This is a genomic window from Streptomyces sp. NPDC050121, assembly GCF_044460385.1.
GTDB lineage: Bacteria > Actinomycetota > Actinomycetes > Streptomycetales > Streptomycetaceae > Streptomyces > Streptomyces soliscabiei.
This window is the reverse complement of record NZ_JBITJV010000013.1, coordinates 128499-154355: the sequence shown is the minus strand read 5'-3', so window position 1 is coordinate 154355 and position 25857 is coordinate 128499. Positions and strand designations below refer to the sequence as shown.

The following is a 25857-nucleotide window of genomic DNA, read 5'->3' as shown; positions in this document are numbered from 1 at the left end:
GCCGCTCCGGATCGCTCCCGCCACCGCCCGGCCGGTGTCACCGCAGGGCGGATGATGGCGCGCGAACTGCACACGGTCCTGGAGCCCTCCTCCGACGCGGGGCCGCGAGAGCCTTCGTGGCCGGCCCGCCGGCGCCGGCTCGTCCCGCTCCTGGTGGCCGTGCTGCTCGCCCAGATGGCCGTCGCGATGGTCACCACCGCGGTGCGGCAGACGCCGACGATCGACGAGCCGGTGTACGTCGCCACGGCCGCCGACTACCTGCACGAGCACCGCGTGCACTACAACCCGGAGCATCCGCCCCTCGGCAAGCTCGTCGTGGCCGCCGGCGTGGCCTTGGCCGACCCGCACGTCGATCCCTCGTTCACCGGCACCCAGGAGGCGGCGGGCCGGCACCTGCTGTACGAGTCGGGCAACGATCCCTGGCGGGTGATGCTGTGGGCGAGGCTGCCGGTGATCGTGCTGACACTGCTGTTCGGCCTGGTGGTGTTCGCCTTCGCCCGCGATATCGCCGGCCGCGCCCCCGCGCTGACGGCGCTCGCCCTGTACGCCTTCTCCCCCGACGTCGTCGCGCACGGCTCGCTGGCGACGCTGGACGTCCCGGCGGCGGGCTTCCTGCTGATGTCGGCGTGGCTGCTGTGGCGGGCCCGACAGGGCAGGCCGCGCCTGTACCTGCCGCTCGCCGGGGTCGCGCTCGGCGCGGGCCTCGCCACGAAGATGAGCACGCTGCCCGCGATCTGTGTCCTGATGGCCCTGGCGGCGCTGTCGATGTGGGCCCGGCGCCCCCGTGACCTGCGCAGGGCTCTGGGGGCGGCGGGTGTGGTGGCGGTGACCGCCGTGGCCGTCGTCTGGGCCGCGTATCTCGTCGTCGATCCGCTGCTGCGCTGGGATCCGCGGTCGGTTCAGGTGCCCGTGGTGCACGGTCTGCGCGGGCTCCTCGTGCGGTTGCTGCCCTTCCCGGAGGCGTACCGGGACGGCATGCGGATCCAGTTCGGGCTGGAGAACCAGGCGTGGCAGGGCTTCCTCTTCGGCCATGTGTACTCCGGCTCGCGGTGGTACTACCTGCCGGTCGCGCTGGTCGTGAAGACCCCGCTCGGCATGCTCGCCCTGTGGGCGGCGGGGGCGGTCACGATGGTCGCGGTGCGCCGGCTGCGGCCCGCGGCGCCGTATGTGCTGCTCCCGGCGGCCGTGCTGCTGGCCTCGGCCGTGACCGGGTCACGGGACCTGGGCACCCGGTACGCCGTGTTCCTGCCGATGTTCCTGGCCGTGGCCGCGGGATGCGTGATGGCGGTGCGCCGGCGGTGGGCACCGGTGGGTGTGGCGGCGCTGGTGGCGTTCGTCGCCGTCAGCTCGCTGCGGACGTATCCCTACTACCTGCCGTACTCCAACGAGGCGTTCGGCGGGCCGTCGAAGACCCACCTGCGCCTGCACGACTCCAACGTGGACTGGGGCCAGGACCTGGGACGGCTCGCGGACCGGTTGCGCAGCCGGTACCGGGGCGAGCGGGTGTGGCTGGTGTACAAGGGCAGCGGGGTGCCCGCCGCCTACGGCATCGAGGCCTCCGATCCACGCCGGGCGCCCGCGAGCCGGGTGCACGGACTGCTCGTCGTGTCGGACTCCGCCGCCGCCAAGGCGAAGGGCCCGCTGGCGGAGCTGCTGCGCTCCAGCCGGCCGGTCGACGAGGTCGGGCACTCGATCACCCTGTACCGCCGGTGAACCGCGGTCGCGGGGGACGCGAAAGGGCGTCTTCGCCCTCCCTGACCGGCAGGGTCCCTGAAGTATGTTGAGTTGCGTGGAAGACAAAGGAGGCGCACCGGTGCCATCGCCGCAACAGGCACGCGCACAGGCATCCGCGATCACCTCGGGCAGAACCGGTCCGGAGACGGAGGTGTCCCCGACCTCCCGGCTCCGGGCGCTCTTCGACGGGCCCCATCTGTCCCCGGGCCAACGGCGCATCGCCCAGTATCTGATCGAGCACATCACCGAGGCGGCGTTCCTGTCGATCACCGACCTCGCGGACCGTGTCGGGGTCAGCCAGCCCTCGGTGACCCGGTTCGCCGCGGCCGTCGGCTTCAGCGGGTATCCGGCGCTGCGGGAGAGGCTCCAGTCGATCGCGCTGGGCACCCTGGCGGTCGGGCCGACGGCGGAGGTGAACCGGAGCAACGAGTTGCAGGCAGCGGTCGACGCGGAGATCGAGAACCTGGAGAACCTTCGGCGCGACTTCGCCGACCCGGACCAGGTCATCGACGTCGGCCGCAAGCTGTCGCAGTCGACGCCGCTGACCATCGTGGGACTGCGGATCTCCGCCTCGCTCGCCGAGTACTTCGCCTACGCCGCCCGCCGGGTCCACCCGGACGTACGGCTGGTGACCCGGGGCGGCAGCGTCGCCTACGACGCGCTGCTGCAGTCCCGGGAGGCGGGCGGGACCTGGGTGCTGGCGTTCTCGATGCCCCGGCACGCGCAGGAGACCCTGACCGCCGTACGGGTCGCGCGCAGCGCCGGTCTCAAGGTCGCGCTGATCACCGACCTGGCGCTCGGGCCGGTGGCCGACGAGGCCGACGCGACCTTCGCCACCGGCACCGGCTCCCGCCTGGTCTTCGACTCCTACGCGGCCCCCGGGGTGATGGCGGCGGCGCTGCTCCAGGCCATGAGCGACGCCGGTCCCGAACGCACCCAGGCCCGGCTCGAGGAGTACGAGCAGATCGCCGAAGAGCACAGGTTCTTCCTGCGTGAGTGACCGGCTCCTTCGAAAGGCCACCCCCCTCCCCCAGAAGTACACAGAGGGATCATTGCACCCATTTCGCGCATGAATGTTTTCATACTCCTTGCAAAGCCGACGGCATATATAAATACTGCTCACGGCCGCACCCGCCCGCGAAGGGCTCCCGTACGAGCACCCCAAGCCGCCGTCTCCTACCCGCGTCGGCGCGCGGGGTGTTCGGGGCATCGCTTGCGCGAGCGCCCGTGGCGGTCCCGGTCTTCCCCTGGGCCGGGACCGCCCCCAACAGTCGGACCACCGTCACGACGCCACACACCGGAAGCGATGATCATGACCCTGACGACGACGCGCATCAGCTCGGACTGGCCGTGCCAGGTCAAGACGCCCGGCAGCTACGACTGGGAGCGCTCGGCGGCCAAGTGGCTGCGCGAGCTGGTGCCCGCGCGCTACGCGAGCTACCCCGCGCTGCTGCGCCACCCGGTGCTGCTCGCCCGCCATGCGCAGATCCAGGTCCAGAACGAGGTCCGGGTCGCCCGCACCGCCCTGCAGACCGCCCGCGCCGATCTGCCCCGGCTCGGACTGCCGGAGTCGGTCATCGAGCACACGATCAAGATGTATGCGGCCGAGGTCATGCAGTTGCAGCACATCGCCCGCAGCGTCCGCGCGGTCACCCAGGCCCTCGTGGAGCAGAGCGCCGGGCGCTGAACGGGACGATCCGTTCCGGTGCGCCGAAGGGCATCACGCCTGGCGGGGGTGTTGCCGTAACACACCCCGATCGAATCCTCGTCCATGTGCCATGCTCAAGACGTGACGAGCGAACCCGCCCTGCCCGCGGAATCCGGCGGCGTGCCCGACATGGCCGCGCTGACCCGGGTCGTGGCCCGCCAACGCGCCGAGATGGACCGGCTGCAGGACCTGGCGGCCACCTCGGCCGTGCTGGAGCGTGCCAAGGGCGCGGTGATGGCACAACTGGGCTGCTCGCCGGACATCGCGCAGGAGGAGCTCGAGCTGCGGGCGAAGAACGCGCGGCGCACGCTGCTGGAGGAGTGCTGGATCACCCTCGGCGCGCTCACCCCGCCGCCACGCGCCGACCCGGAGCAGACACCGGCCGCCGCCGCTTCCGCGCGGTCGGCCGCGCCCGCGCCGGACCCCGAGGAGATCGACGCCGCCGCCCTCGGCCGGCTGGGCCGGGCCCTCGTCCGCGTCGGCACCCCGCACGATCTCGCCCGGTGCCTGCTGGAACAGCTCGGACCGGACGTGGCGGCCGACGCCGTGATGCTCTACACGCGGCTGCCCGCCGGCGGACTGACGCTCGTCGGGCACGCCGGCCTCGACGACACGCTGGCCGCGCAGTGGAGCCAGGTGCCGCCGCTCGCCGGGATCGCCGCACTGGACGCCCTCGAAACCGGCCGGCCGCGCTGGCTGGAGGACCTCCGCGAGGACGGGAAGCGGTATCTGCTGATCGGGGACCCGCCCGAGCAGTGGGGGTCGCGGGCCTGGCTGCCGGTGGTCACCGGGGACACGGCCGACGTCGTGCTCGGGATCCTGCGCCGCCGCGAGGGCGCCTTCCCGCCCCGGGTCCGCGAACTCCTGCAGGCCGTCGCCCGGTTGTGCGCGGGCCCGCTGCGCACGTTCGGCACCCGGCAGGGTCCTGCCTCGGACGCCGCCGCGGACGCGGTGCAGACGGTCTTCGACCGGCTGCCGGTCGCCGCCGTGCTGCTCGCCCCCTTGCGTACCCCGTCGGGGCGCGTCGAGGACTTCCGCATCGACGCCGCGACCGGCATCACCTCCGACGCCGTGGGCCGCAGCGGCCGCGAGCTGGTCGGTCTGCGCTTCCTGGAGTGCTGGCCGGAGATCGCCGACGAGCGGCTCTGGCAGGGCTGTCTGGACACCCTGGCCGGCGAAGAACCGTACGAGGGCGAGCCGTTCGCCCGGCAGCAGGTGGTCGCCGGGGTCAGCGAGCTCGCCACGTACTGCGCGCGGGCGGCACGGCTGCGCGACGGACTGGTCGTCAGCTGGGGCCGCCACGACCCTTCCGACCGGCAGGAGCAGCGGCTGGCGGACGTGCAGCGGCTCGGCAACCTCGGCTGGGCGACCTGGAACCTGGTCACGGGCGAGACGAACTGGTCCGCCCAGGTCTTCGCCATCTTCGCGCGTGATCCCGCTCAGGGCGTCGTCCCGCTCGCCCGGCTGCCCCGCCTCGCCCTGCCCGAGGACGTGCCCGTGCTGGCCCGCGCCATCGGGGAGCTGGTGCGGCACGGGCGGCCGTGCGACGTGCCGTTCCGGATCGTCAACGAGGACGGCATACGGCATCTGCGGGTGGTCGCCGAAGCGGTGCCGGACATGGACGGCACGCCCGTCGAGGTGCACGGCTTCGTGCAGGACCTCACCGCGCAGCGCAGCGCCGAACTCGCGCTCGTCGCCAGCGAGCGGGCCATCCTCACCCAGCACGGCGTGCTCCAGGCCGAGCGCACCGTGGCGGCCCGGCTGCAGGACGCGCTGCTGCCCCTGCCGAAGCAGCCCGTCCGGCTGGCCGGGCTGCGCATAGACATCGCCTACCTGCCCGCGCAGTCGGGCCTCAGCGTCGGCGGCGACTGGTTCAGCGCCATCGAGCTGCCCGACGGCGACGCCCTGTTCGTGGTCGGCGACGTCGCCGGTCACGGCATAGGCGCCGTCGCCGCGATGGCCCTGTTGCGGTTCACCGCCAAGGGCATGGTCATCACCGGCTCGTCGCTGACCGGCGCGCTCGCCCGGCTCAACGCGCTGCTGCTGCACTCCCGCGACCCGCACGGCTCGGCGACCATGGTCCTGGCCCGCTACAGCCCGCAGCGACGGCGGCTGAAGTGGGCGCAGGCCGGCCATCCGCCGCCGTTGCTGGTACGGGCCGGTGCGGCGCGCTACCTGGAGCGACCCTTCGGGATGCTGCTCGGCGCGACCGACACCCCCCAGTACGAGGAGGCGGAGGTCCGCCTCGAGCCCGGCGACCGGCTCCTGTTCTACACCGACGGCCTGGTCGAAAGACCCGCGGAGAGCATCGACCGGGGCCTGGAGCGGCTCGCCGGCGCCGCCGCCCCCCGCGCCGCGACCGGTCCGGCCCCGCTGGACCGGCTGCTCGCCACGATGCTGGACCCCGAGGGCCGCGACGACGTGTGCGTGCTCGACATCCAGGTGCCGCGGCCCCGGGACACCGCGCGGTAGGACCTCGGGTCGGCGCCGTGCCGTCGGGTCATCCGCCGCCCGTGCGGGACTCCAGATCACGACGGGTGTCGTCGCCGTAGACGCCGCTCTCGTCGCCGCGGATGCCGTACCAGAGCTGGAAACGGGCCACGGCCTCGGTGAGGACGGTGTCGTAACGGCCGTCGGTGGGGCCCTTGTCGTACACGTTCGGGATGCGCAGCAGGCGCCTCTGGAGGTCGCTCACCTCGGGGCCGCTGTCTCCCTCGCGCAGGGTGCCGGCGCCGTCGGGGTCGGCGGAGCCGGCCGCCGTGGCGGCCGGGGTCGGGGCGGAGCTCGCGGCGGGCGTCTCAGCGGCGGCCTCGCCTCCCCGGCCGGGCAGCAGCAGTGCACCGGCGAATCCGACGAGTGCCGCCGCGCACACCCCGATCGTGATGGCGGCCCGGCGCCGGCCCGCACCGGAGTCGGTGCGGGCGCGTGCCCGTGCGCCGTCCTGGACCGGGGCGGCCCGGGATCCGCCCCGCTTGCGCGCCGCGCTTGTGCCGCTGCCGGGCACGGCCCTGGGCCGGGGGCCGCCACGCTCGCTCGTCCAGTCCCGGCCGCCGCGGGGCGGCGGGGTGAGGGCCGGGCGTGGGCCCCGGGGCGGGAGCTCCTCCGTCTTCGCCTCGTCGACGGCCTGCCGCGCCGGCAGGGCGATCGCCTCGTAGGCGTCGGTGTCCTGGGTCAGTTCGGTCATCTCGCGGAACAGCTCCGCGAGGGCGTCGGTGTTGCGCGGTCGCAGGACCCGGATGGGTTCCAGGACCGGGCGTTCGTGCGGCTGTCCGGGTTCCTCCGGTGTCGGCACGCTCGTCTCCCTCCCGTGGGTCCCCCGGGAGGGATACGGACGCGCGGGCCGGCCGGTTCAGCCGCGCGGATCAACGGCGGGGATCAGCCGCGGGGTTCAGTCGGCGAGGAAGCGGTGCAGGGAGCGGATCGTCGCGGCGACGAAGGCGTCCCGGGCCGCCTCGTCGAGGGCGTCCAGGGAAAGGTACGGATTGAGGTCCTCCAGCTCCATCAGCAGCAGCTCGCCGTCGGGGGCGCGGCAGGCGTCGACGCGCTGGATGCCGTACGCGAGACCGTTCCAGTCGACGAAGCGACGGGCGAACTCCAGGTCCCGGACGGCGGGGGCGTACGGCTGCAGCTCCCAGCGCCGGTCGGGATCGGGGGCGTGGAGGGCGTACTGGAAGTCGTGGTCGACGTAGACGAACGACACCTCGTACACGAAGTCGACGCGGGGCTGGACCAGGACCGAGCCGTCCACCAGGGCGGGCAGGGCGTCGGAGGTGACGATCCGCAGGCCCATGGAGTCGGCGCCGGCCCTGGGCTTGACGACGTACCGGTCGGCCGCGGGCAGGAGGTGCAGGTCCCCGGGGCGGTCGACGGTGGGGATGACGGGGAATCCCTCGGCGGTCAGGTCGAGGAGGTACTGCTTGCCCGCCATGTCGGCGCGGCCCGTGAGCGGGTTGTAGACGCGTACCCCGTCGTGGAGCGCGCGCTCCCGGAAGGCCGCGTACTCCTCCTGGTAGCCGAGGACCGGGCCGCTGTTGCGGACGACGACGCCGTCGAAGGCGTGCATCAGGGCCGCCGCGTCCTTCGGATGGCACAGGGCCAGATCGAATTCCGCGCGCAGCCGCGAGGTGAGGTGGATGTCCTCGTCGCAGTAGCGGCGCCCGCGGGCCGGGTAGGCCAGGTCGGTGACATAGAGGAGACGGGGGCGGGCGGCGGGCATACGGGTCTCCTGGTGTCCGTCAAGCGGTGCGGAAAGGTTACGTCAGCGGGCTCGAGCGGGGTGCCGCGAGCGGGGGCGGGACGGCGGCGACGGGCGGGACTCCTGGTCGGCGGCGGACGGGCGGGTCGTACGATGACAGGACCGTCGTCTTCTCCTGAAGGGCTCGTCGACTCCCGTGACCACCGCAACACTTCTCGACGGCAAGGCCGCAGCGGCCGACATCAAGAGCGAACTCGCCCTCCGCGTCCAGGCGTTGAAGGAGCGCGGCGTCACCCCGGGGCTGGGCACGATCCTCGTCGGCGACGACGCGGGCAGCCGTTCCTACGTGGGCGGCAAGCACCGCGACTGCGCGCAGGTCGGCATCGCCTCGATCCGGGTGGAGCTGCCCGCCGACGCCTCCCAGGCCGATGTCGAGGCCGCCGTGCTGCGGCTCAACGCCGATCCGGCGTGCACCGGCTTCATCGTGCAGCTCCCGCTGCCCGCGCACATCGACACCCATGCCGTGCTGGAGCTGATCGACCCCGTCAAGGACGCCGACGGGCTCCACCCGACCAACCTGGGCCGGCTGGTGCTGGGCATCCCCGGGCCGCTGCCGTGCACCCCGCGCGGCATCATCGACCTGCTGCGCCGCAACCGCGTGGAGATCACCGGCCAGCAGTTCTGCGTCATCGGCTGCGGTGTCACGGTGGGCCGGCCGTTGGGTCTGATGCTGACCCGCAGCACCGAGCACGCCACGGTGACCCTGTGCCACGAGGCCACGCAGGACACCGCCGCGCACGCCCGGGAGGCGGACGTGGTGGTGGCCGCGGCGGGCGTGGCGCACCTGGTCCGGCCGGACTGGATCAAGCCGGGGGCGACCGTGCTGTCGGTGGGCCTGACCCGCACGGTCGAGGGCATCCTCGGCGACGTCCACCCCGACGTGAGCGACGTCGCCGGTTCCTTCGCGCCGCCCATCGGCGGGGTGGGCCCGATGACCCGGGCGATGCTGCTGACCAACGTGGTGGAGGCGGCGGAGCGGATCTGACGCCGGCCCCGGCCGGCTCCGGCTCCGGCTCCCTGGCACTCGGTTCCCCGTGGGCAGGGAACTGAGTGCCATCGGCGGCGTTCAGATGTTACGTTCCCGTCCATGAGCGCCACTGACAAGGCGGAGGCCAAGCCGCCCATGCGGGACGCCCTGGTCGCGGCGGCCTTCCGGCTGTTCCTGGAGCGGGGCTACGAGCAGACCACCGTCGACGACATCGTGGCGCTCGCGGGGGTCGGCCGACGGTCGTTCTTCCGCTACTTCCCCTCCAAGGAGGACGTGGTCTTCCCGGACCACGAGCGGTGCCTGGCCGACATGACCGCGTTCCTCGCCGCGAGCGGGACGGAGCACGAGCCGGTGCGCCGCGTGTGCGACGCGGCCCGGCTGGTGCTGCTGATGTACGCGGAGAACCCCTCCTTCTCGGTGCAGCGCTACCGGCTCACCAAGCGGGTGCCGGGGCTGCGCGCATACGAGCTGTCGGTGGTGTGGCGCTATGAGCGCGCCCTCGCCGAGTATCTGCGGGGCCGCTTCACCGGCCGGCCCGACGGCAATCTCCGCGCCGACGTGATCGCGGCCGCGGTGGTCGCCGCCCACAACAACGCGCTGCGTTCCTGGCTGCGTTCGGACGGCCGGGGCGATGCGAGCGCGACCGTGGACCACGCTCTGCGGTATGTACAGGCGGCGTTCGGCACTACCCGGGAAGCCCCGGCCGCTCCCATCCCTCCGGCCGCTTTGGCGGCTCCCGCCGACGAACGGCCGACGGACGAGGACGTCGTCGTGGTGGTCTCGCGGCGCGGGGCACCCCTGTGGCGGGTGGTGCAGGAGATCGAGACCACGCTCGGCCGGGACCGAATCCCGCCAGAATAGGGGTACGCAGTGCCTTTACGCTTGGCACTGAGTGCCATACGCTGTGGGCGTGCACGGTGGCACGGTGAACCGGGCACGTGCGTGCACGGGTGAGCCGCGCACGTGGATTCCGGCCGAGTGCAGGGAGTTGACCCGCGTGTACCACTACCACTCAGGAAACGCCGTCCAGCAGGCCGCCGGCTCCTCGGCGGGCGTCCTCGACCGCGCGAACGCCGACGGCGACACCATCCTCTTCCAGCGCTGCACCTGGTGCGGCACCGCCATGTACCACCGGCTGCTCTGCCCGTCGTGTCAGGGCGGCGACCTGCGCACCGAGCGCAGCGAGGGCACCGGCACGGTCCGCCACGCCACCGTGGTGCACCGCAACACCCCCGCCGCACGCAATGTGTCCCTGGTCGAGATGGCCGAGGGGTTCGTCGTCCGCGGCCGGGTCATGGGCCCGCTCATCGGCATCCACAGCGGCGACCGCGTCCGCCTGTCCACGGTCAAGGACCCGGTACGGGGCGAGCCGGTCTTCCAACTCCTCGACGAGCCTTACCGGGCCTGGCATTAGGACGGCCCGTCCACCGGACCGAGGGCCGGCAGCAGGTCGCCGACGCGTACCGGCTGTCCCGTGTCGAAGCACTGGTTCGCGGCGAGTCCCACGGCGAGGGCGAGCGCGCCGTCGCGTTCGGTGGCGGTGCTCCCGGTCCCGGCCGTGCTGCCGGTGTTCCGGGACGCCGCGGGTCCGAACAGCGCGTCCAGCATCCGGGTGTCTCCGCCGCCGTGCGCCTCGTGCCGCGCCGTGACCGGGATGTCGACCGGCGGCCGCCACAGCGGGCGCAGCGTCAACCGGACTCCGCCCGCGTGCTCGGCCGCCGTGTCTGAGTGCAGCGCACCGCTGCCGGAGGTGATGTGGGTGCGGGGCGGCTGCCAGCGGCTCTCCTCGACCTCCAGCTCCAGGCGTCCGGCGCTGCCGTTGACCATCACCCGGTAGCCCTCCCACGGGGAGTAGGCGGTGAGGTGGTACGTCATCGTCGCGCCCCGCGTGTAGCGCACCAGGACCGCCATGTCGTCCTCGATGGTGACGGGCCCGCCGAAGACGTTGCGGTCGCGGTGGTAGCCGTCGTCCCGCTCCGCGTCGAGGTACAGCGCCCGTAGGGTGTCGTCGGCCGCGAGGTCCAGCGCGAACGGGTCGTCGGCAGCCTCCTCGGCGCCGTGGGCACGGTCGTACGCGCGGCGCAGACCGTGCCGGGCGCCGGCCTCGGGGCCGTAGAAGGCGAGCCGGCCATAGCCGAAGACCTCGTCCGGCTCGTCGGCGAGCCACCAGTTGACCAGGTCGAAGTGGTGGCCGGCCTTGTGCACCATCAGTCCGCCGCTGTGCCGCTTCTCGCGGTGCCAGCGGCGGAAGTAGTCCGCGCCGTGCCGGGTGTCGAGCAGCCACTCGAAGTGGACGGAGAGGATCTCCCCGACCGCGCCCTCGGCGAGCATCTCGCGCACCCGCTCGTGCACGGGATTGAAGCGGTAGTTGAAGGCGACGGTGAGGGAGTTGCCGGTCTCGCGGACGGTGTCGAGGATGCGGGCGCAGCGGGGCGCGTCGACGGTCATCGGCTTCTCGGTGACCACACGGCAGCCCGCCTTCAGTGCGGGCACGATGTAGCGGTCGTGCGCGGCGTCCACGGTGGTGACGACGACCTGGTCGACGCTCTCCTCGATGAGCAGCTCGGCGAAGCGGTCCGGGTCCCACTCTGCGGCGGGCGGGGCCCCCGCCCGGGCCAGCAGCCGGTTGTGAAAGGCCATGCGGGTGGGGCTGGGGTCGCAGAGGGCGACGACGCGGTGGCCGGGCCGGGCGGCGAGATCCCGGGTGAAGGTCCGAGCGCGGTGTCCGGTGCCGACGACTGCCGTGCGGAGGTAGGGAGTTCGGCTCATGCAGCAGGCCTTTCCCCGGGGTCGTCCGGGCAGTCGTCCTGCTGGCCGGTTTTCTCTGCCCCTGAGGGCACAGTCCGTCCGCACAGGCAACCCACAGGGCCCGTACGGCTTCCTTCGGGACGCGAGGGGCTCCCGGTACGGACGGGGCCCCCGCGCTCCGAGTGTTGAGGAGTGGACCCTTGATCCGTGCCCGGCGCATAGGTGTCACCGCCGTGGCCGCAATCGCGGCCCTGGCGGGAACACCGGGACTGGCACAAGCCCAACAACCGTCCGAGACAAGACCGTTGACCTCGTCCACCGACAGCGGGCTGCCGCAGGGGTGGCAGATCGGCGGGCAGGGCGCCGCACGCGAGCTGATATGGCGCTCGCCCACGCCCGTTCCCTTCGGTGACGCCCGTGTGGAGTTCCACGCGGGCGACCGACTGCTCGGCGTACCGAAGGCGGCGAAGGACGGCCGCACGTTCCGGCTCTCCCTCGACGAGGCCGGCGACAGCCCCCTGAAGGACCTGCAGGTCCTCGCGAGCGGACGCCGTCTGGACGCACCCGCCGACAACTCCGCTGCGGCCGAGCGGCGTTCACTCGCCGCCGGGCAGCCCCCGGCCCGGACTCCCGCTCCGGCTCCGGCCAACTCCGTCGACCCGGGCAAGCCGGGCTCGTACCGCACGGTCAGCGGCGAGTACGACCTCGCCCCGTTGAAGCTGCCCGGCTATGCCCAGCCGATCGAGATGCAGGCGGTCGTCGTCGCGCCGAAGGGCGCCACCGGCAAGCGGCCGCTCGCGCTCTTCCTGCACGGCCGGCACACCACCTGCTACACGCCCGGCAGCGACGACCTCGACATCTCCTGGCCCTGCCCGGCGGGCATGAAGTCGATCCCCAGCTACAAGGGTTACCTGCAGGACCAGCAACTGCTGGCCTCGCAGGGCTATGTGACGGTGTCGATCTCGGCGAACGGCATCAACGGCCAGGACGCACAGGCCGAGGACGCCGGCGCGCAGGCCCGTTCCTCGCTGGTGCGCCAGCACCTCGCCAAGTGGGCCGACTGGGCCGCGCACCCGGCCACCGCCCCGGCGGCGGTGCCCGACGCGACGAAGGCCGATCTCTCCCGCGTCCTGCTGGTCGGCCACTCGCGCGGCGGCGAGGGCGTCAACCGGGCCGCCATGGACAGCCTCTACCTGGCGCCCGCCGCCGAGGACGGCTATCACGGTCCGGTCCGCTGGAAGATCCGCGGCACCGTCCTCATCGGACCGACGATCTTCGGCCAGAATCCGGTCGCCGACGTCCCGTCCGCGACGATCCTGCCCGGCTGCGACGGCGACGTCGCCGACCTCGAGGGCGAGACGTACCTCGACGGCACGCGCGGCATCAGCAGCGGCACCGCCCTGCACAGCGCCGTGTACGTGGTCGGCGCCAACCACAACTTCTTCAACACGGAGTGGACGCCCGGCAAGGCCGTGGCGCCCTCCTTCGACGACTTCTCCGAGGACCCGGAGCAGACCGACCCGGTGTGCTCCAACGGCGCCCCGACCCGGCTGACCGCCGACCAGCAGCACCAGGCCGGCGCCACCTACATCGCCGCCGCGGCCCGGCTGTTCGTGGGCGGTGACGACCGGGTTCGCCCGCTGCTCGACGGCACGGGGGTGCGCGCTCCCTCCGCCGACCCGGCCCGCGTCCTGACGCACGCGGTCGGCGCCCGTCGCACGGGCGGTTTCGTGCCCGACGGCTCGGTCAAGGTGACCGGCGGCCGGGTGTGCTGGGCGGACCCCGACCCGGCCAAGGCGTGTCTGGGCGAGGACGCCACGGGGAGGTCCCCGCACTTCGGGTGGTGGGATCTGGAGAAGGACTCCGGCAAGAGCGCGATCGCGCTGAACTGGTCGGCGCCGGGTACCCCGGCGAAGATCACGTCCACCGCTCCCGTCTCGCTCGCCGGCGCCAAGAGCCTGGCGCTGCGCGTGTTCGTACCGCCGAACACCACCGGCACCGCACTGGACGTGGCCGTCACCGACTCCGCCGGCAAGCGCGCCGCCCTCGGCCGCATCACGGCCGACGGACTGCCGGGCTCCGGCCGCACCGCCTCCTACTGGGCTCGCGAACTGCGCGTCCCGCTGACGGCCGCCACCCGCGCCGGGATCGACCTCAGGCACATCAAGTCCCTTGAGCTGACTCCGCGTTCGGGGTCCGGGCAGGCGTGGTTCATGGACGCCTGGGGCTGGGCGCCCGGCACTTCGGCGGTGAAGGCCGCCGCGCTGCCGCGCGTCGACATCGGCCGGATCACGGTCAAGGAGGGCGACTCCGGCACCCGCACCTACCACATCCCGGTCCAGGTGTCCGGACACGGCAGCGGCACCGCCCGCTTCTACGTCGTCGACCCGGCGACCGGCGAACCCACGGAGAAGCTGGTCACCGTCCGGCCCGGCAGCACCCCGATCGACCTGCCGGTCGAGGTGAAGGGTGACACGCGCTTCGGCAACGACCAGCAGACCGACCTTCTCGTGAAGGCCGTGCACGGTGCGGTCGTCGGCTCCTACCGGGGCGGGGTCACGGCGCTGAACGACGACCCCGCGCCCGAGGTCACCCTGACCCCGGTGGCGGACAAGGTGACCGAGGGCGAGACGCTGAGCTGGCGGATCTCCCTGTCGGAACCCGTCGACGTGGGCATCTGGCAGCCGCTGCGGGTGCTCCCGGTCACCGAGGGCGCCGAGCTGTCCACCAAGGACGTGGACGCGCAGTGGCTGATGGACTACGCCGGTGATCTGCCCGACCCGGAGCGCCCGCTGTCCCAGGCGAACCTGTGGGTGTGGATGGGCATCCCGGCAGGAACCACCACCACCGAATTCACCGTGCCGACGGTCAAGGACCAGTTGGCCGAGCCGGTCGAGTCGCTGCGGCTGGCGCTGACGGACGACAACGTCGAGCCGCTGCCCCCGATCCTGACGGGGACGGTGACCGACGCGTCGTAAGCCGCGCTGATCAGTCAGGGGGCTTGGACCGAGCGGTCCACGCCCCCTGACCTGTTCCCGGCGTCCGGTCGCTCACAGGGTCACGCGGATCCCGACCGTGCCGTCGAGCCCTCGCCGCAGCCGGCTGCCCAGGAGCGTCAGGCGCCCCAGGATCCCGTACTTGCGCGCGAGCAGCGTGCGGTAGCGGGCGGTGGTCTGTGCGTCGCAGATCTCGGCGGTGGCCGGGACCTGCTCACCCGTCGGCCTGCCGCGTACGTCGCAGGGGCCGACGAGGACGTCGCCGCGGGCCCGGATGCGCTTGACCTTCCAGGCGTCGGCGGCCGACCAGGCCCCGAGGGCGTCCCCGTCGCGCACCACCCAGACCGGGGTCGCGACCCCCGTCCCGTTCTTCCGATAGCTGGTGATCAGCAGGTACTTGCCCGCCCCGAGCCGATCGAGCGACGTGTCATCCATTCCCGCAGTCTAGGCACCCGGCGCTCCGGGCGTGCGTGCCCATGACCACCGCGGCGGTCGCGGCTCGTGGTCGGGCCGGAACCGCCGCATCCGACGTGCTCCTCGGGCTGAAGCCCGAGGGTCCTGGCCTGCTCGCGACTCAGCGCACGGCCTGCGCCATCCGCCGTACGCCCTCGGTGAGGATCTCCGGCGAGGTGGCCAGATTCAGGCGTACGTGCCCGGTTCCGCCCGTGCCGAAGTCCGGCCCGGAGCTGAGCGCCACCCGGCCTCGTTCCAGGAACACCGAGGCCGGATCGTCCCCGAGGCCCAGTGCCCGGCAGTCGAGCCAGGCAAGGTAGGTCGCCTCGCCGGGCCGGTGCACGACACCGGGAAGATGCTCGGCCAGGAGGGCCGCGAGCAGGCGCCGGTTCTCGTCCAGGCCGGCCAGCAGGGCGTCCAGCCAGGCCGTGCCCTCGCGCAGGGCGGCGGTGTGGGCGAGCACGCCGACATGGCTCGGCCCGTGGCCGACCTCCTCGGGCAGCAGGGCCAGGTCGGCCGCCGCCTCGGGGCCCGCGACGGCCAGCGCCGCCTTGAGGCCGGCCAGGTTCCACCCCTTGGACGCCGACATCAGCGACAGTCCGCTCTGCGCGCCGGGGACGGCGAGGTAGGGCACGAAGTCGACGCCGGGGGCGGTGAGCGGGGCGTGGATCTCGTCGGCGACGACCCGGACGCCGTACCGCCCGGCGAGCTCGGCGACGGCGGACAGCTCGCGGGCCGTGTGCACGGTGCCGGTGGGGTTGTGCGGGCTGCACAGCAGATGCGCGGCGCGTCCGCCTCCCGCGACCGCCCGCCGGTACGCCTCTTCCAGCACATCGAGGTCGAGCCGCCCGTCATCGTCGAGGGGCGCCTCGGCGATCCGCCGGTCCATGTGCTCGACGAACTGGAAGAACGGTGGATAAACCGGCGGGTTGACGACCACCGGATCACCGGGCCCGGTCACCAGCTTCAGCATCTCGACGACGCCCAGCATCACATCGGGCACGATCGCCGTCCGCTCGACGGCGAGCCCGTCCCAGCCCCATCGCTTCGCGGCGAACCCCGCCAGCGCCTCGGCGTAGGCCGTGCCCGTCGGATAGCCGGTGTCGCCGAGCGCGAGAGCCTCCGTCACCGCACGGACGACCGGCTCGGCGAGGGGTACGTCCATCTCCGCGACCCACAACGGCAGGACGCCGGCCGGATGGGTCCGCCACTTCATGCTCGTACGACATCGCAGCCGGTCGAGGGTGAGTGCGTGCAAAGGGTTCGGCTCACGGGGCGTCTCGTGCGGGATGCTGGTCATGGGGCACAAGATAGGGGGCAGTGGTATGACCTGGGATCAGGTGAACGGGACAATCGTGGCTGACGCCGCCGGAATCCTGGAGATCGCCTGCGACGAGTCGGGGTCGGACGGCGAGAATCTCACTGGCGGAAACACGGACGTGTTCGCCCATGCCAGTGTGCGGCTGTCGGTCGATTCCGCCGCCGGGCATGTGCAGGAGATCCGCGACCGGATCCGTTCGCCCGCCGAGGAGTACAAGGCGAACCATCTGCTCCGGGAGAAGCACCGGGCCGTCCTGGAATGGCTGCTCTCCACGTCCGGCCCGCTGTACGGGCACGCCCATGTGCACCTCGTCGAGAAGGCCTTCTTCGTCGTGGACCGGGCCGTCGACCTGCTACTGGGCGCCCCGGACGCGGCCGCTCCCCTCTTCCGGGAGGGGCGGCGGATTTTCACGGACACTGAGTGGCGGCAATTCCTGGAGGCCGCCAACCAATTGCTGCGCGTGCGCCACGAAGGCGAACCGGACGCACCCGTCGAGGAGTTCTTCCGCACGGTCGAGGAACTGCGGCAGCGATATGCGGGGACACCTGCGGCGGACACGCTCTCCCGGCTCTCGCAGGAACGCTCCCGCGCCTTTTCCTACCGTGCCGGAATTCGGGACGGGCCGTTCGTCCTCACCCCGGTCCTCAATCCCCTTCTCCCCTCCATCCTGCACACGGCCGCGCACTGGAGCGACCCGGGACGTCCGGTCCGGCTCGCGCACGACCGGCAGAACATGCTCACCCCGGAGCGCATCGCCTGGATCGAGGACGCGGCCCGGAAGCGGGGCATCCGGCTCGCCGGGCTGCGGCTGGTCGTCTCGCGGCTCGACGCCCGGGTGCAGCTCGCCGACTTCCTCGCCGGCATCGCCCGCAGGATCGCCTCGGACGAACTCAATGGCCACGGCGACCCTGCGCTCACCGCGCTGCTGCGTCCCTACACCGGCACGGCGGCTGTGTGGGGCGACGAACGGAGCTGGGCGCGGCTCGGCCCGACCCGGGAATCGGGAGGACGGTCGGCGCCGGTCGACTCGGCTGTCTAGATTGCTTGCCGACCGAGCACGTCGCCCTTCCTCCGCCTCCCTTCCTCCGCCTCCCTTCCTCCGCCTCCCTTCAGGAGCCCCCGCCATGACCGAGAACGCGCCGGCCGTCGACGTGGCCGCACCGTCCCCGTACACGCGCATCAACACCCGGCAGCCGCACACCGCCCGGATCTGGAACTACTGGCTGGGCGGCAGGGACAACTACGAGGTGGACCGGGCGGCCGGCGACCGGATCCGGGAGTTGCATCCGGGCATCAGTGAGTACGCCCGCGCCGACCGGCTCTTCCTGGGCCGCGCGGTGGAGCACCTGGTGACCGAGGCGGGAATCCGCCAGTTCCTCGACATCGGCACCGGTCTGCCCACCGCCGACAACACGCACGAGGTCGCGCAGCGCCTCGCCCCGGAGTCCCGGGTCGTCTACGTCGACAACGACCCGCTGGTCCTGGCACACGCCCGCGCGCTGCTCACCAGCACGCCGGAGGGCCGCACCGACTATCTCGACGAGGATCTGCGCAACGTGGACGCGATCCTCGAACACGCCGCCAGGACGCTGGACTTCAGCGAGCCCGTCGCACTGGTCCTGCTCAGCGTGGTCATCTTCATCGGCGACGACGAGGACCCCTACGCTCTGGTGCGGCGGCTGGTCGACCGGCTGCCCTCGGGCAGCCTGCTGGTGCTGTCGCACACCGTGACCAGCCCGGCGATGCCCGAGGTGGACGAGGCGGTGCGGTTCTGGAACGAGCACGGCACGCCCAGGCTGACCCAGCGCACGCCCGCGGACGTGGCCCGCTTCTTCGAGGGTCTGGACCTGCTGGAACCGGGCGTGGTGTCGTGCTCGCGGTGGCGTCCGGAGGGCACCGGGGACGGGGGCGAGCCGGAGGAGGTCGCGATGTTCGGCGGGGTGGCACGTAAACACTGAGGCGCGGCACGCAAGTGATCACTTTCGGGCTGAACGCTGCCGGGTCCCGGCGCGTATGGACAGTGAGGGCGCTCAACGACCGGAGGGCCCCGCGGTGTTGAGGCCGCGTGTTCGGGTTTCGGGAGCCATGCATGAGGCACGTACGACGACGGACCGTCCGGCGAGTGACGCGGCTGGCGGCAGTCGGCGGACTCCTCCTGGGAGGGGCCATGGTCACGCAGGCGGCCATGGCGAGCGAGCCACCCGCCACGTCGGCGGTGCCGCGCAGTGCGCCGGAGACCGTCGTCACCAATCCGGGGGCGGCGCTCGTCACGAAGCTCGGCACCGCGCGTACGGCGGGCACCTGGATCGGTTCCGACGGGCAGCCGGTCGTGGCGGTCACCGACCAGCAGACCGCCGACGCCGTCCGGGCGGCGGGCGCCGAGGCGAAGGTCGTCTCCCACAGCATGAACGAGCTCAAGTCGGCCACGGCCACGCTGCGTTCGGCGCCCAGGGTGGCCGGCACGGCGTGGGTGATGGACTACCGGTCGAACCAGATCGTCGTGCAGGCGGACAGCACCGTGTCGGCCGCCGACTGGTCGCAGCTGACGCGGACCGCCACCGGCATCGGCAGCTTCGTGCGCATGGAGCGCACCACCGGCAAGTTCACCACCCGGATCAACGGCGCGCTGCCGATCCTGTCGACCGGCGGACGTTGTTCGGCCGGTTTCAACGTCACCAACGGATCGAACGACTTCATCCTCACCGCCGGACACTGCGGGCCCACCGGGTCGACCTGGTTCGCGGACAACCAGGCCACCCAGCAGGTGGGCCAGACGGTCAACTCCAACTTCCCCGGCAGCGACTTCTCGCTGGTGCAGTACGCGAGCGGCAAGGCGGGCGACGGCGCCGACGTGGTGGCGATCGGCAACGGCAACGGGGTGAAGATCACGGGCACGGGCGACGCGGCCGTCGGACAGCGGGTGTTCCGCAGCGGCAGCACCAGCGGGCTGCGCGACGGGCAGGTCACCGGTCTGGACGCGACGGTGAACTATCCGGAGGGCACGGTCGGCGGGCTCATCGAGACGAACGTGTGCGCCGAGCCCGGCGACAGCGGCGGCCCGATGTTCTCCGACGGCGTCGCCCTGGGCATCACCTCGGGCGGCAGCGGCGACTGCAAGTCGGGGGGGACGACGTTCTTCCAGCCGGTGACGAGGGCGCTGGCCCAGCTCGGGGTGCAGCTGATCGTGGCCGCGCCGTCCGCCGCGAACAACCAGGGCGGCGCTCCCGCGGCGTCCGGCGCCCCTCAGCCGACCGCTTCGAACACCCAGGCGGCGATCGCCCCGGGCGGGACCTCGCCGGGCTCGACCACTCCCGTGACGGGCATCGGCGGCAGCACGACCCTCGCCTCCCGGCTCACCGACCCCAGGAACATCGGCCCCGGGCTGCTGGTGATCGCGGGCAGCATGGTCGCCCTCGTCGCGACCCGCTACATCCGCGCCGAGCAGGACCGCAAGGCCTACCAGCGGCACTACTCGGCGACCTGGGGCTGAGCGGGGCCGGGCCGGGAGGGCCGGGAGGACAGTGAAAAGGGCACCCGGTCAGGGTGCCCGCTTCGGAATGGGAGCCTCGGGGTCCTCGGGGAGCGTCAGGCCGCCTCGACGGGCTGGGGCGCGGCGGCCCACTCCAGGACGAGCCGCCGATATTCCTCGCGCTGCTCGACGCTCAGTGTCCCGCCCGACCGGAGCCACAGGGCCCGGATCTCCTCGTTGACCTCCGCGGCCGATCGCTCGGAGAGGGATTCAACAGTGGTGGACATGGTGTGAATCTTACGGTGTCCCAGGTGAAGGCAGCGTGAGTCATCGTGCGCGAACCGGACATACCGGACGTGTTACTGATCACGTCCATCTGTCAACCCCCACACCCGATTTCACCCCTCCGCAGCGCCCAGCACCAGCACCTGGATCGCCAGTACCGCGGCCCCCTGCGCCCAGTCGTGGAAGTCGGACACCTTGGTCTCCAGCGCCACCGGGGCGGCCAGCGGATGCCGGTGGGCGCGGATGGTGGCCTCCACCGTCGCCCCGCCCACGTCCATCAGACCGACGCCCTCACCAGCGAGCAGGATCTTCTGCGGCATGACGAAGTTGGCGATCTGCGCGACCAGGGCACCCAGGGCGCGGGCCGCCTCGTCGACGACCCGGGCGGGCATGGACTCCCCGGCTGCGGCCAGGGCGAGGATCTCCTCGTAGGTCCGCTCCCGGCCGGTGGCCGCCTGCACCTGGTAGCGGATGTTGGGGATGGTCAGCAGCGAGACGGCGCTGCCGCGCTCGCCGTCGGGGGTGAGCGGGCCGTGGGGGTTCACGATCCAGTGCCGGCCGAAGTCACGGTCCTCCTCGGCGCAGGAGACCCGCTTGCCGCCCAGGACCAGGCCGTAGCCGATGCCCGCGCCGATGGTGAGGACCACGAAGCGGTCGAGGCCACGGCCCGCGCCGAACCAGGTCTCCGCCTCCACGAGCGCGGCGACGTCGTTCTCGACGACCACCGGCAGCCCCGTGCGTTCCTCGACCAGCGCGGCCAGCGGCACGCCCCGCCATCCCAGGAAGCGTGACTCCCCGACCACCGTGCGGTCCTGGACGAGCCCGCCCACCCCGATGCCGATCCCGGCGAGGCGCGGGTGGGCGCCGGCCAGCTCGTCGGCCATCTCGCCCAGCACGCCGACGACCCGGTCGGGGTCGTGCGAGGCGAGCGGGCGGTCGTGGCGCGCGACGATGTCGCTGCGCAGGGTGGTGACGACGCCGTACACCATGTCCTCGGTGATCTTGAAGCCGAGGAAGGAGCCGGACTCCGCGACCACGTCGAGCGGTTGGGAGGGGCGGCCCTGCCGCGACTCCGCCGTGGCGCCCGCCTCGGGCCTCTCGACCAGCAGGCCCGACTCGATCAGCGGTTTGGTCAGCCGGGTGAGGCTGCCCGCGGAGAGGTTCAGCCGCCGCGCGAGGTCGGTGCGCGACAGCGGGCCGTGGACGAGCACCTCGATCGCGACCGAGCGCTCCCCCGAACTCAGCGGCAGCCAGCCGGCCGCGGTACCTGTGGTCATGAGGGTCAGACTCCCACACGATTTCTTTTGTCTTGGAAGTATCCAGGTCACTATAGGTGCAGACCTGACCACCGGAAAAGATGTTTGCGCACCTCTTGACGCATGGATTCTTCCGACCCAAAAGTAAGTGGCGCCGAGAACGAGCCGCCGCAGACGAGGGAGTCTCCCGATGACCATCGCCTCCAGCAGTCCCCCGTCGCACCGTGAAGGGCGGGGTGACGGCCGGCTCGCCGCGCTGTTCCTCGCCCCGGCACTGCTGGGGTTCGCGGTCTTCCTGCTCTGGCCGACGGTGCGGGGCGTCTACCTGAGCTTCACCCGCTTCAACCTGCTGACGCCGGCGGAGTGGGTCGGCCTGGACAACTACGTGCGGATGGTCCACGACCCCATCTTCTGGGACTCACTGAAGGTCACCGTCGAGTACGTGCTCCTCAACATCGGCGTGCAGACGGTCGCGGCCCTCGCCATCGCCGTGCTGCTGCAACGGCTGACGCAGTCGGCGGTGCTGCGGGGCATCGTGCTCACCCCGTATCTGATGTCCAACGTCGTCGCGGGCCTCGTCTGGCTGTGGATCCTCGACACCCAGCTCGGCATCGGCAACGAGATCGTCACGGCGCTCGGCTTCGACCGGATCCCGTTCCTGGCCGACGAGACCTGGGCCATCCCGACGATCGCCATGATCAACGTCTGGCGGCACGTCGGCTACACCGCGCTGCTGCTCTTCGCCGGGCTCCAGGCGATCCCGAACGACGTGTACGAGGCGGCCAGGGTCGACGGCGCGGGCGAGTGGCGGATGTTCTGGCGGATCACGATGCCGCTGCTGCGTCCGGTGCTGGCGGTGGTGCTGATCATGACCGTGATCGGGTCGTTCCAGGTGTTCGACACCGTGGCGGTGACCACGGCGGGCGGTCCCGCGAACGCCACCAACGTCCTCCAGTACTACATCTACGGCTCCGCCTTCGGCCGCTTCCAGTTCGGCTACGCCTCGGCGATGTCCGTCGCCCTGCTGGTCGTCCTGAGCGCGATCACCGTCCTGCAGTACCGGCTCACCCGGGCCGGCCGGACCGACCTCGGCTGACAGGAGACGCGGACATGGCTGTCGCGACGACAACGGCACCATCACCGGCCACCACGACGACCGGCGCCCGGCCAGTCCGGCGCAGGATCTCCCTGGGGCGGGCCGCCGCCTGGGCCGTGATGGGCCTGATCGTGCTCATCACCCTGCTGCCGTTCTACTGGATCCTGCGCACCGCGCTCTCCTCCAACGCGGGCCTCAGCGCCGACCCGGCCAATCCGCTGCCGGTCGGCCTCGGCACCGGCGGCTTCGAACGGGCCCTCGGACTGCAGTCCGCGAAGGAGGCGATCGCGCAGGGCGGCGCAGGCGGCGGGCTCGACTTCTGGCGCTATCTGCTCAACTCGGTGTTCGTCTCGACCCTGATCACCGGCTGCCAGATCTTCTTCTCGGCGATGGCCGCCTACGCCTTCGCCCGACTGCGCTGGCGGGGCCGGGACAAGGTGTTCGGCCTGTTCCTGGCGGGGCTGATGGTGCCGACCATCTTCACGCTGCTGCCGAACTTCGTCCTCATCAAGCAGCTTCACCTGGTGGACACGCTGTGGGGCATCGCACTGCCCAGCCTCTTCATGACGCCGTTCGCGGTCTTCTTCCTGAGGCAGTTCTTCATGAACATCCCCGGGGAGATCGAGGAAGCGGCCCTGCTCGACGGCGCCGGAAAGGTGAAGATCTTCTTCCGGGTGATCCTGCCCATGGCGTCGACGCCGGTCATCACGCTGTCCGTGCTGACGTACATCACCTCCTGGAACGACTACTTCTGGCCGCTGATGGTCTCCTACAGCGACAGCTCGCGCGTGCTGACGGTGGCGCTGGCGGTCTTCCGCGCGCAGACACCGGCGACCGGCGTCGACTGGTCAGGGCTCTCCGCGGCGACGCTGATCGCCGCGCTGCCGATGCTGGTGCTCTTCGCCTGCTTCGCCCGCCGCATCGTCAGCTCCATCGGCTTCACCGGGATCAAGTGAGGGAACAGTGAACCGACTTCGTACGCTCACCGCGCTGGCCGGGGCGCTCGCGCTGTCCCTGGCGACGGGCTGCGCGCAGGGCGGCTCCAGCGGGGCGTCCGCGCGCACGGTGACCTACTGGCTGTGGGACGCCAACCAACTGCCCGCCTACCAGGCCTGCGCCAAGGGGTTCGAGCGGGAGAACCCCGGACTGGACGTCAGGATCACCCAGTTGGGGTGGAGCGACTACTGGACCAAGCTCACCGCCGGGTTCATCGCGGGCACCCAGCCGGACGTGTTCACCGACCACATCCAGAAGTTCGGCCAGTTCGCCGATCTGAAGGTGCTGGAGCCGCTGGACGACCTCGGCATCGAGAACTCCGCCTACCAGCCGGGCCTGGCCGCCAACTGGATCGGCCAGGACGGCCACCGCTACGGCGCCCCGAAGGACTGGGACACCGTCGCCCTCTTCTACGACGCGAAGTCGGCGAAGGCCGCCGGGCTCACCGCCGGGCAGCTCGACGACCTGTCCTGGAACCCGAAGGACGGCGGCACCTTCGAGAAGGCCATCGCCCGCCTCACCGTCGACCGCAACGGACGGCGCGGGGACGAGCCGGGCTTCGACAAGAACCATGTGAAGGTCTACGGACTGGCCAGTCAGGGCGGCGGCTACGGCGACGGCCAGACCCAGTGGAGCATGTTCACCGCCTCGGCCGGCTGGAGTTACACGGAGAAGGCGCGCTGGGGCACCCACTACCAGTACGACAGCAAGACCTTCCAGTCGGTCGTCAAGTGGTACTTCGGGCTGGCGAAGAAGGGGTACATGGCCCCGTTCTCCGACTACAACGTGCAGTCCAACCAGGGCAACACCCAGGTCGCCGCCGGCAAGGCGGCCGCCACCTTCGACGGCGCCTGGATGATCTCCACCTACCACGGCTTCAAGGGCAAGGACATCAAGACCGCCCTGACTCCCGTCGGTCCGACCGGCAAGCGGGCCACGATGATGAACGGCCTCGCCGACTCCATCACGAAGGGCGCCCACAACAAGGCGGGCGCCCGGAAGTGGGTCGCCTACCTGGCCTCCGACGCATGCCAGACCGTCGTCGGAAAATACGGCGTCGTCCTCCCCGCCACTCCGGCCGGTACGCAGGCCGCCATCGCCGCCTACAAGAAGCAGGGCGTCGACGTCTCGGCGTTCACGGAGCCGGTCGCCGACAAGAAGGACTTCCGGACCTTCTCCTACCCGATCACCAACTACGCGGCGGACGTCACGGCGCTCATGCAGCCTGCCATGGAGGACATCTACGGCAACGGCAAGCCGGTGAGCAGCCTCGACGAGACCAACAGCCAGATCAACCTGATCCTCGACCAGTGAATCGACTTCGGAAGGGCACGCCACCCATGACGTTCTCCCTCGGCATCGTCGGCGCCGGGCAGTTCTCGGGCCAGTTCGCCAAGCTGTTCCTGGCCCATCCCGGCGTCAGCGACGTCCATGTCACCGATCTGCTGCCCGAGAGGGCCGAGCGGCTCGCCGCGGACGTGGGCCTGACGGGCACGTTCCCCTCGTACGAGGCGATGCTCGAGTCACAGGCGGTCGACGCGGTCGCCGTCTTCACCCAGCGCTGGACGCACGGCCCGCTGGTCCTTCAGGGCCTGAACGCGGGCAAGCACGTCTACTCCGCCGTCCCCATGGCGATCACCACTGCCGAGATCGCGGCGATCATCGACGCCGTCAAGGCGACCGGACTGACGTACATGATGGGCGAGACGAGCCAGTACAACCCGGCGACCGTGCACGCCCGCAACCAGATCGCCGAGGGCGCCTTCGGGCGGCTCTTCTACGCCGAGGGCGACTACGTCCACGACATGGACCTGGGGTTCTACGAGGCCTATCAGTACAGCGGCGGGGCGGACTGGAAGGCGACCGCCAGCTATCCCCCGCTGCTGTATCCGACACACTCGGTGGGCGGGGTGCTGGGCGCCTGGCAGACGCACGCGGTGAGCGTGTCCGCGATCGGGGTGGTCGACGAGCGGGGCGACGGCGTCTTCGACAAGGAGGTGAGCCGGTTCGGCAACGACTTCTCCAACGCCACCGCGCTGTTCGAGGTGGCCGGCGGCGGCTCGTTCCGTACGAACGAGTTCCGGCGGGTCGGCTATCCCTCACACATCCGAGAGTCCCGGTTCCGCTTCTTCGGTACGGAGGCGAGCATGGAGCAGCTCGCGACGGTGGCGCTGTGGCAGGACAAGAAGGGCGTGAAGGACATCAGTGAGCTGCTGGAGCCGAAGCCCACGCTGTCCCCGGACGACCCGTCGCTCCAGCACATCGCGCCCGATCTGCGGGCCGCGTTCACCTCGGGTTCGGCGCCGGTGCACGACCGCGCGCGCCTGCCGCGGGAGTTCGACGAGCTGCACAACGGGCACGAGGGCAGCCACCACTTCCTGGTGGACGACTTCGTGACGGCGGTCAACGCGCGCACGCTGCCGTCCGTGAACGCCTGGGTCGCCGCCCGCTACACCCTGCCGGGCATCGTCGCGCACGAGTCCGCGCGGCAGGGTGGGGCGAGGCTGGAGATCCCGGACTTCGGGGACGCGCCCGAGGCGTGACGCCCGGCA

At 71.8% G+C, this 25857-nt stretch carries 22 protein-coding genes; 15 read left to right on the top strand and 7 right to left on the bottom strand.

Translation table 11 applies throughout. The features are described from left to right. The first annotated feature begins 51 nt into the window (after positions 1 to 51). From ACIBTS_RS21440 to ACIBTS_RS21425, 4 genes are all read left to right on the top strand, one after another. Positions 52 to 1713: an ArnT family glycosyltransferase gene (locus ACIBTS_RS21440; protein WP_399321264.1), complete on the top strand. Its 1662-nt coding sequence runs from the start codon at positions 52 to 54 to the stop codon at positions 1711 to 1713. A gap of 76 nt (positions 1714 to 1789) precedes the next feature. Next, complete coding sequence (locus ACIBTS_RS21435) at positions 1790 to 2734, top strand: MurR/RpiR family transcriptional regulator (protein ID WP_319338984.1); 945 nt, start codon at positions 1790 to 1792, stop codon at positions 2732 to 2734. A gap of 306 nt (positions 2735 to 3040) precedes the next feature. After that, entirely contained in the window at positions 3041 to 3421 is a 381-nt protein-coding gene (locus ACIBTS_RS21430) for a hypothetical protein (RefSeq protein ID WP_319338986.1), read from the top strand. A gap of 150 nt (positions 3422 to 3571) precedes the next feature. Next, positions 3572 to 5914 carry a SpoIIE family protein phosphatase gene (locus tag ACIBTS_RS21425; protein ID WP_399321407.1) on the top strand — a complete coding sequence of 781 codons (2343 nt, stop codon included), beginning with the start codon at positions 3572 to 3574 and terminating at the stop codon, positions 5912 to 5914. A gap of 28 nt (positions 5915 to 5942) precedes the next feature. On the opposite strand, the gene ACIBTS_RS21420 is transcribed toward ACIBTS_RS21425, so the two are convergent. Beyond that, positions 5943 to 6734, bottom strand: a complete 792-nt coding sequence (locus tag ACIBTS_RS21420) for a peptidoglycan-binding protein (RefSeq protein ID WP_399321263.1) — start codon at positions 6732 to 6734, stop codon at positions 5943 to 5945. A gap of 96 nt (positions 6735 to 6830) precedes the next feature. Beyond that, complete coding sequence (locus ACIBTS_RS21415) at positions 6831 to 7658, bottom strand: hypothetical protein (RefSeq protein WP_399321262.1); 828 nt, start codon at positions 7656 to 7658, stop codon at positions 6831 to 6833. A gap of 175 nt (positions 7659 to 7833) precedes the next feature. Here ACIBTS_RS21415 and ACIBTS_RS21410 point away from each other — a divergent pair, with 175 nt between their 5' ends. From ACIBTS_RS21410 to ACIBTS_RS21400, 3 genes are all read left to right on the top strand, one after another. Next, positions 7834 to 8682, top strand: coding sequence for a bifunctional methylenetetrahydrofolate dehydrogenase/methenyltetrahydrofolate cyclohydrolase (locus ACIBTS_RS21410; RefSeq protein ID WP_079657874.1), 849 nt, complete (start codon positions 7834 to 7836; stop codon positions 8680 to 8682). 138 nt (positions 8683 to 8820) lie between these two features. Further along, positions 8821 to 9546, top strand: a complete 726-nt coding sequence (locus tag ACIBTS_RS21405) for a TetR family transcriptional regulator (protein ID WP_399321406.1) — start codon at positions 8821 to 8823, stop codon at positions 9544 to 9546. A gap of 136 nt (positions 9547 to 9682) precedes the next feature. After that, entirely contained in the window at positions 9683 to 10099 is a 417-nt protein-coding gene (locus ACIBTS_RS21400; protein WP_319673547.1) for a zinc ribbon domain-containing protein, read from the top strand. Here the strand turns inward: ACIBTS_RS21400 and ACIBTS_RS21395 are convergent. Further along, entirely contained in the window at positions 10096 to 11454 is a 1359-nt protein-coding gene (locus tag ACIBTS_RS21395; protein ID WP_399321261.1) for a Gfo/Idh/MocA family protein, read from the bottom strand. The genes ACIBTS_RS21400 and ACIBTS_RS21395 overlap by 4 nt on opposite strands. Positions 11455 to 11633: 179 nt before the next feature. Between ACIBTS_RS21395 and ACIBTS_RS21390 the strand changes: the two genes are divergently transcribed. After that, positions 11634 to 14411 (top strand): alpha/beta hydrolase family protein, encoded by a 2778-nt coding sequence (locus ACIBTS_RS21390; protein WP_399321260.1) that lies wholly within the window; start codon positions 11634 to 11636, stop codon positions 14409 to 14411. A gap of 72 nt (positions 14412 to 14483) precedes the next feature. Here ACIBTS_RS21390 and ACIBTS_RS21385 read toward each other — a convergent pair whose 3' ends face one another. Further along, positions 14484 to 14864 (bottom strand): PPOX class F420-dependent oxidoreductase, encoded by a 381-nt coding sequence (locus tag ACIBTS_RS21385; RefSeq protein ID WP_399321259.1) that lies wholly within the window; start codon positions 14862 to 14864, stop codon positions 14484 to 14486. Between the two features lie 139 nt (positions 14865 to 15003). After that, positions 15004 to 16182 carry a MalY/PatB family protein gene (locus tag ACIBTS_RS21380; RefSeq protein WP_399321257.1) on the bottom strand — a complete coding sequence of 393 codons (1179 nt, stop codon included), beginning with the start codon at positions 16180 to 16182 and terminating at the stop codon, positions 15004 to 15006. A 25-nt stretch (positions 16183 to 16207) separates the two neighbouring features. Between ACIBTS_RS21380 and ACIBTS_RS21375 the strand changes: the two genes are divergently transcribed. The 3 genes from ACIBTS_RS21375 (at position 16208) to ACIBTS_RS21365 (ending at position 19693) form a co-directional block, all read left to right on the top strand. Further along, entirely contained in the window at positions 16208 to 17242 is a 1035-nt protein-coding gene (locus tag ACIBTS_RS21375) for a hypothetical protein (RefSeq protein WP_399321255.1), read from the top strand. Positions 17243 to 17327: 85 nt separating this feature from the next. After that, on the top strand, positions 17328 to 18161 hold the full coding sequence (locus ACIBTS_RS21370) for an SAM-dependent methyltransferase (protein WP_399321254.1): 834 nt from the start codon (positions 17328 to 17330) through the stop codon (positions 18159 to 18161). Between the two features lie 131 nt (positions 18162 to 18292). Further along, entirely contained in the window at positions 18293 to 19693 is a 1401-nt protein-coding gene (locus tag ACIBTS_RS21365) for a S1 family peptidase (RefSeq protein ID WP_399321253.1), read from the top strand. Between the two features lie 95 nt (positions 19694 to 19788). Here ACIBTS_RS21365 and ACIBTS_RS21360 read toward each other — a convergent pair whose 3' ends face one another. Then, on the bottom strand, positions 19789 to 19959 hold the full coding sequence (locus ACIBTS_RS21360; protein WP_093770941.1) for a hypothetical protein: 171 nt from the start codon (positions 19957 to 19959) through the stop codon (positions 19789 to 19791). A 111-nt stretch (positions 19960 to 20070) separates the two neighbouring features. Beyond that, entirely contained in the window at positions 20071 to 21234 is a 1164-nt protein-coding gene (locus ACIBTS_RS21355; protein WP_399321251.1) for an ROK family protein, read from the bottom strand. Positions 21235 to 21403: 169 nt separating this feature from the next. Here ACIBTS_RS21355 and ACIBTS_RS21350 point away from each other — a divergent pair, with 169 nt between their 5' ends. From ACIBTS_RS21350 to ACIBTS_RS21335, 4 genes are read left to right on the top strand one after another with little or no spacing between them, the layout of a single operon-like run. Beyond that, positions 21404 to 22309 carry a sugar ABC transporter permease gene (locus ACIBTS_RS21350; RefSeq protein WP_319673537.1) on the top strand — a complete coding sequence of 302 codons (906 nt, stop codon included), beginning with the start codon at positions 21404 to 21406 and terminating at the stop codon, positions 22307 to 22309. A gap of 14 nt (positions 22310 to 22323) precedes the next feature. Beyond that, complete coding sequence (locus tag ACIBTS_RS21345) at positions 22324 to 23265, top strand: carbohydrate ABC transporter permease (RefSeq protein WP_399321250.1); 942 nt, start codon at positions 22324 to 22326, stop codon at positions 23263 to 23265. Positions 23266 to 23272: 7 nt separating this feature from the next. Continuing rightward, the gene (locus tag ACIBTS_RS21340) at positions 23273 to 24619 is read left to right on the top strand and encodes an ABC transporter substrate-binding protein (protein WP_399321249.1); all 1347 of its coding nucleotides are present in this window, start codon (positions 23273 to 23275) and stop codon (positions 24617 to 24619) included. A 26-nt stretch (positions 24620 to 24645) separates the two neighbouring features. Further along, the gene (locus ACIBTS_RS21335; RefSeq protein WP_399321247.1) at positions 24646 to 25848 is read left to right on the top strand and encodes a Gfo/Idh/MocA family protein; all 1203 of its coding nucleotides are present in this window, start codon (positions 24646 to 24648) and stop codon (positions 25846 to 25848) included. Positions 25849 to 25857: the final 9 nt, after the last annotated feature.